Below are 6,205 nucleotides of genomic sequence, written 5' to 3'. Positions count from 1 at the left end.
TGCAACGCCACCAACGACGACGAACACGCCGTGTCCACCGACACCGCCGGCCCCTCCAACCCCAACGCGTACGCCACCCGACCCGACACCACACTCGCGGCGTTGCCCGTGCCCGCGAAGCCCTCCACCTCGTCCCCCGCCACCATCAGCAGGGCCCCATAGTCCTGACCATTCGTGCCCACGAACACCCCTGTTCGCGAACCCCGAAGGACCCCAGGCTCAACCCCTGCCCGCTCGACCGCCTCCCACGAAACCTCCAGCAGCAACCGCTGCTGCGGATCCATCGCCAACGCCTCGCGGGGGGAAATCCCGAAGAAACCGGCATCAAACTCCGCCGCCTCGTAGAGGAAGGCGCCACTGCGGACGTAGGAGGTGCCGGTGGAATAGGGGTCGGGGTCGTAGAGCCGCTCGACGTCCCAACCCCGATCGCCGGGTAGGTCGGACACGGCGTCACGGCCGGCGTGCAGCATCTGCCAGAACCGCTCCGGGTCGTGCGCCCCGCCGGGGAAGCGGCAGGACATGGCGACGATGGCCACCGGCTCGTCGTCACCGAGCGTCACCGGGGCGGCCTCGACGGCCACGGCGGCCTCGCCGCCCAGCTCCTCGTGCAGGTGCCGGGCGAGCGCGGTCGGCGACGGGTAGTCGAAGACCAGGGTCACCGGCAGCCGCAGCGAGGTGGCGGTGGCGAGCCGGTTGCGCAGCTCCACCGCCGTCACCGAGTCGAAGCCGAGGTCCCGGAACGCGTGGTGCGGGTCGACGGCCTGGCCGTCGGCGTACTTGAGGACCATGGCCGCCTGGTCGCGGACCAGGTCGAGCAGCGCCTGCTGGCGCTCGGCGGCGCTCATCCGGGTGAACGCGCCGGCGGGGCCGGCCTCGTCGGTCTCCTTCGTCTCGGCGAGGCCCTTGGTGGCCTGCAACCGCTGCGCCTCGGGGATCTCCGAGATCAGCGGACCGGGCCGGGTGGCGGTGAACGCGACGAAGAACCGGTCCCAGGCGATGTTCGAAATGGTCAGGAAGGTCTCGTCGTGCTCCACGGCCTGGTGCAGGGCCGCGACGGCGAGGCGCGGGGGCATCTCGGGTGCGCCGTGGCGGTGCAGCATCTGGCCGAACTCGCCGTCGGCCATGCCGCCGCCGCCCCAGGCGCCCCAGCCGATGGAGGTGGCGGGCAGGCCGAGGGCCCGCCGGTGCTCGGCGAGGGCGTTGAGGAACGCGTTGCCGGGGGCGTAGTTGCCCACGCCGGAGCTGCCGACGGTGCCGGCCATCGAGGAGAACAGGATGAACGCGTCGAGGTCCAGCTCGCGGGTCAGCTCGTGCAGGTTCAGCGAGGTGGTGACCTTCGCGCTCAGCGCGTAGTCGACCTGCTCCAGGGTCAGCGAGTTGATCACCGAGTCGTCGAGCACGGCGGCGGTGTGCACGACGGTGGTCAGCGGGTGCTCGGGCGGCAGGTCGGCGAGGACGGCGGCGAGCGCCGACCGGTCGGCGGCGTCGCAGGCGGCGACGGTGACCCGGGCGCCCAGTCCGACCAGCTCGGCCTCGAGGTCGGCGATGCCCTCGGCCTGCCGGCCGCGCCGGCTGACCAGCACCAGGTGCGCCGCGCCGTTGGCGGCGAGCCAGCGGGCCATGTGTCCGCCGAGCGCGCCGGTGCCGCCGGTGACCAGGGCGGTGCCGGAGGGCCGCCAGGTGCGCGGGGCGGGGGCGTCGCCGAGCGGGGCGTGCAGCAGTCGCCGGCCGAAGGCGCCGGCCCACCGCAGCGCGACCTGGTCCTCCCCGTCGGCGCCGGCGAGGACGCGGACCAGCCGGCGGCCGGCCGCGTCGTCGAGCTCGTCGGGAAGGTCGACGAGGCCGCCCCAGCGGTCCGGGTGCTCGAGTGCGGCGACCCGGCCGAAGCCCCAGGTGAGCTGCTGGAGCGGGTGCGGCAGCGGGTCGGCCGGGCCGGTGGCGACGGCACCCCGGGTGAGGCACCACAGCGGCGCGCGGACGCCGGCGTCGCCGAGCGCCTGCACCAGGGTCACGGTGCCGGCGAAGCCGACCGGCACCGACGGGTGCGCCGGGGCGGGCGTCTCGTCGAGCGGCAGCAGCGACAGGATCCCGGCGGGCGTGCCGCCGTCGGCGAGGTCGCGCAGCCGGGCGGCGAGCGCCGCGCGGTCCGTGCGGTCGGCGTCCAGCGCCAGCGGTACGACGGTGCCGCCGTGCCGCCGCAACGCCTCGGCGCAGAAGGCGGCCTCGGCAGCGCCGGTGTCGTCGGGGCCGGTGAGCAGCCACCAGGTGCCGGTGACGGTGGGCTCGCCCGCGGCGTCGCCGGCGACGGGTGTCCAGCTGTCCCGGTACCGCCAGGAGTCCACGGTGGCCTGGTCGCGGTGCCGGCGACGCCAGGCGGCGAGGACCGGCAGCACGTCCGCGAACGCGGCGTCCGGCACGGGCTCCGAGTCGGTCGCGGCGGCGAGTTCGGCGGTGAGCGCGGTCAGGTCCTCCGCCTCGACGGCCGCCCAGAACCGGGCGTCGACCTCGTCGTCCTGCACCGGGCCGGCGACGCCGGCAGCCGGGGCGGGCGCGGCGGACGGCTGCGGCCAGTAGAGCTGCCGCTGGAACGGGTACGTGGGCAGGTCGAGGCGGCGGCCGGCGAGGCCGGTGAAGGCGGGTCGCCAGTCCACCGCCGTACCCCCGGCCCAGACCTCGGCCAGGGCGCGCAGGAAGCGGCCGAGGCCGCCCTCGCCCCGGCGCAGGCTGCCGGTGACGGTGACCGCGTCCGGGTCGGCGGCGGCCAGCTCGACGCTCTCCTGCACGGCCATGGTCAGCACCGGGTGGGCGCTGACCTCGACGAAGGTCTGGTAGCCGGCGGCGACGAGGCTACGCACCGCGTCGTCGAAGCAGACGGTCTGCCGCAGGTTGCGGTACCAGTAGTCGGCGTCGAGGGCGGCGGTGTCGAGCCAGTCCCCCTCGACGGTGGAGCGGAACCGGACCTCGCCGGTACGGGGCCGCAGCCCGGCGAGCAGTTCCAGGAGCTGCTCGCGCAGCTGCTCGACGTGGGCGGAGTGGGAGGCGTAGTCCACGGGGACGCGGCGCACCCGCACCTCGCGGGACTCGTAGTGGGCGACCAGCTCGTCGAGGGCGGCGCTGTCGCCGGAGACCACGACGGAGGTGGGTCCGTTGACGGCGGCCAGGGCGACCCGGCCGGCCCAGCGGGTGATCGTCGCGGTGGCCTCGTCGGCGGTGGTGGCGACCGAGACCATGCCGCCGTCCCCGGCGATGCCGGCGATGATCCGGCTGCGCAGGGCCACCACGGCCGCCGCGTCGTCCAGGGTGAGGCCGCCGGCGACGTGCGCGGCGGCGATCTCGCCCTGCGAGTGGCCGACGACGGCGGAGGGGCGCACCCCGTACGACTCCCAGAGCGCGGCGAGCGAGACGCTGACCGCGAACAGGGTGGGCTGCACGACGTCGACGCGCTCCAGCGACGGGGCGTCGGGCGCGCCGCGCACCACGTCGGTCGGCGACCAGTCGACGTACGGGCGCAGCGCCTCGGCGCAGGCGGCGAACTTCTCCGCGAAGACCGGGGCGGTGTCGAGCAGTTCGGCGGCCATGCCGACCCACTGGGAGCCCTGGCCGGGGAAGACGAAGGCGACCTCGCCCGGCGTGCCGGGGGCGCGGGTGACGGTCTGCGGGGTGGGCCGGCCGGCGGCGAGCGCGTCGAGGGACGCGGCCAGTTCGTCGCGGTCGGCGGCGAAGACGACGGCCCGGTGGTCGTGGGACGCGCGGGTGGCGGCCAGCGACCAGCCGACGTCGGCGAGCACGTCGTCGTCGACGGTGTCGAGGTGGTCGAGCAGGTCCCGGGTGCGGGCGGTGAGGGCGTCGACGGTGCGCCCGGAGAGCACCCAGGGCAGCTCCCCGGTCGGCGCGTCGGCCGCCGGCTCGGGCTCCGGCTCGTCGGCGGGGGCCTGTTCGAGGATGGTGTGCACGTTGGTGCCGCTGATGCCGAACGAGGAGACGGCGGCGCGGCGTACACCGTCGGCCGGCTCCCACGGCCGGGCGGAGGTGAGCAGCTCGACGCTGCCGGCGCTCCAGTCGACGTGCGGGGTGGGCTCGTCCACGTGCAGGGTGGGCGGCAGCACCCCGTGCCGCATCGCCAGGACCATCTTCATCACCCCGGCCACACCGGCGGCGGCCTGGGTGTGCCCGATGTTCGACTTGATCGAGCCGAGCCAGAGCGGCCGGTCGGCGGGGCGGTCCTGCCCGTAGGTGGCGATGAGCGCCTGCGCCTCGATCGGGTCGCCGAGGGTGGTGCCGGTGCCGTGCGCCTCGACGGCGTCCACCTGGTCGGCGGTGAGCCCGGCGTTGGCGAGGGCCTGCCGGATCACCCGCTGCTGGGCGGGGCCGTTGGGGGCGGTGAGGCCGTTGGAGGCGCCGTCCTGGTTGACGGCGCTGCCGCGCAGCACGGCGAGGACCGGGTTGCCGTCGCGGCGCGCGTCGGAGAGGCGCTGGAGCACCAGCAGGCCGACGCCCTCGCCCCAGCCGGTGCCGTCGGCGGCCCCGGCGAACGGCTTGCACCGGCCGTCGGCGGCGAGGCCGCGCTGGCGGGAGAAGCCGACGAAGATGCCGGGGGTGGCCATCACCGTGGCGCCGCCGGCCAGGGCGAGGTCGCACTCGCCCGTCCGGAGGGCCTGCGCGGCCAGGTGCATCGCGACCAGCGACGACGAGCAGGCGGTGTCGACGGTGACCGCCGGGCCGTGCAGCCCGAAGGTGTACGCCAGCCGGCCGGAGATGACGCTGGCGGAGGTGCCGGTGGCGAGGTAGTTCTCGTCGACGTCCCCGGCGGCCATCAGCAGCGAGCCGTAGTCCTGTCCGTTGGTGCCGACGTACACGCCGGTGCGGCTGCCGCGCAGCGCGGTCGGGTCGATCCGGGCCCGCTCGAACGCCTCCCAGGTGGCCTCCAGCAGCAGCCGCTGCTGCGGGTCCATGGCGAGGGCCTCGCGGGGGCTGATGCCGAAGAACGCCGGGTCGAACTCGCCGGCCCCGGCGACGAAGCCGCCCTCCCGGACGTAGCTGGTGCCGAGGTGCTCGGGGTCGGGGTGGTACAGCTCGGCGAGGTTCCAGCCGCGCTCGCCGGGCATCAGGCTCAACGCGTCGGTGCCGGTGGCCAGCAGGTCCCAGAGCTGCTCGGGCGAGGTGACCCCGCCGGGGAAGCGGCAGCTCATCGCGACGATGGCGATCGGCTCGCGGTCGCGGCCCGTGCCGTCGGCGACCACCTCGCCGGTGGTGTGCCCGGCGGTGAGGCCGTGCAGGTGCGCGGCGAGTTCGGCGACCGTGGGGTGGTCGAAGACCAGCGTGGCGGGCAGCGTCATGCCGGTCTCGGCGGTGAGCCGGTTGCGCAGCTCGACGGCGGTGAGCGAGTCGAAGCCGAGGTCGCGGAAGGTGCGCTCGGGCAGCGGCTGGCCGGCCGGGTAGCCGAGCACGACGGCGGCCTGGGTGCGCACGAGGTCGGCGAGCTGCGGCAGGGACCGGCCGACCACCACGGCGCGGGCCGGACCGGTGGGCACGGCGGGCACCCCGGGCAGGGCGGCGATCAGTGGCGTCGGGCGGCCCCAGGAGGCGGCGAGGCGTCCCCAGTCGACGTCGGCGACGGTGACGGCCGGCTCGGCGGTGTTGACCAGCCGGCCGAGGGCGGTGACGGCCTCGGCGACGGGGAGCGCGTCGACGCCGCCCCGGGCGAGCCGGGCGGTCAGCGCCGCGGCCATGCCGTCCTCGGCCCAGGCGCCCCAGGCGATGGCGGTGGCGGGCAGGCCCTGGTCGCGTCGCCAGGCCGCGAACGCGTCGAGGTAGGCGTTGGCCGCCGCGTAGTTGCCCTGTCCGGCGCTGCCGATGACCCCGGCGAGGGAGGAGAAGAGCACGAACGCGTCGAGGTCGCGGCGGGCGGTGGCCTCGTGCAGCACGCGGGCGGCGCGGACCTTGCCGTCGAGGACGGCCTGCATCCGGCCCAGGTCGAGCCCGTCGAGGACGCCGTCGTCGACCACGCCGGCGGTGTGCACCACGGCGGTCAGCCCGGGCAGGTCCGCCACGAGGGCGTCGACCGCCGCCCGGTCGGTGACGTCGCACGCCACCACCCGCACCGCACCCAGCTCGGCCACCAGCTCGGCCGCGCCCGGCGCCGCCGGACCCCGCCGCGAGGCCAGCACCACCTCACCGGCCCCGTTGGCCAGCAACCAGCGCGCCA

At 76.0% G+C, this 6,205-nt stretch carries 1 protein-coding gene; it reads right to left on the bottom strand.

The features are described 5' to 3' along the window. On the bottom strand, window positions 1-6,205 hold a 6,205-nt coding region (locus tag ABZ573_RS32395; RefSeq protein ID WP_358122905.1), incomplete at both ends, for a type I polyketide synthase.

It is taken from the genome of Micromonospora sp. NPDC007220 (genome assembly GCF_040634035.1).
GTDB classification, from domain to species: domain Bacteria; phylum Actinomycetota; class Actinomycetes; order Mycobacteriales; family Micromonosporaceae; genus Micromonospora; species Micromonospora reichwaldensis.
Note: the sequence above shows the minus strand (reverse complement) of the source record. Positions and strands in the feature narration are given on the sequence as shown.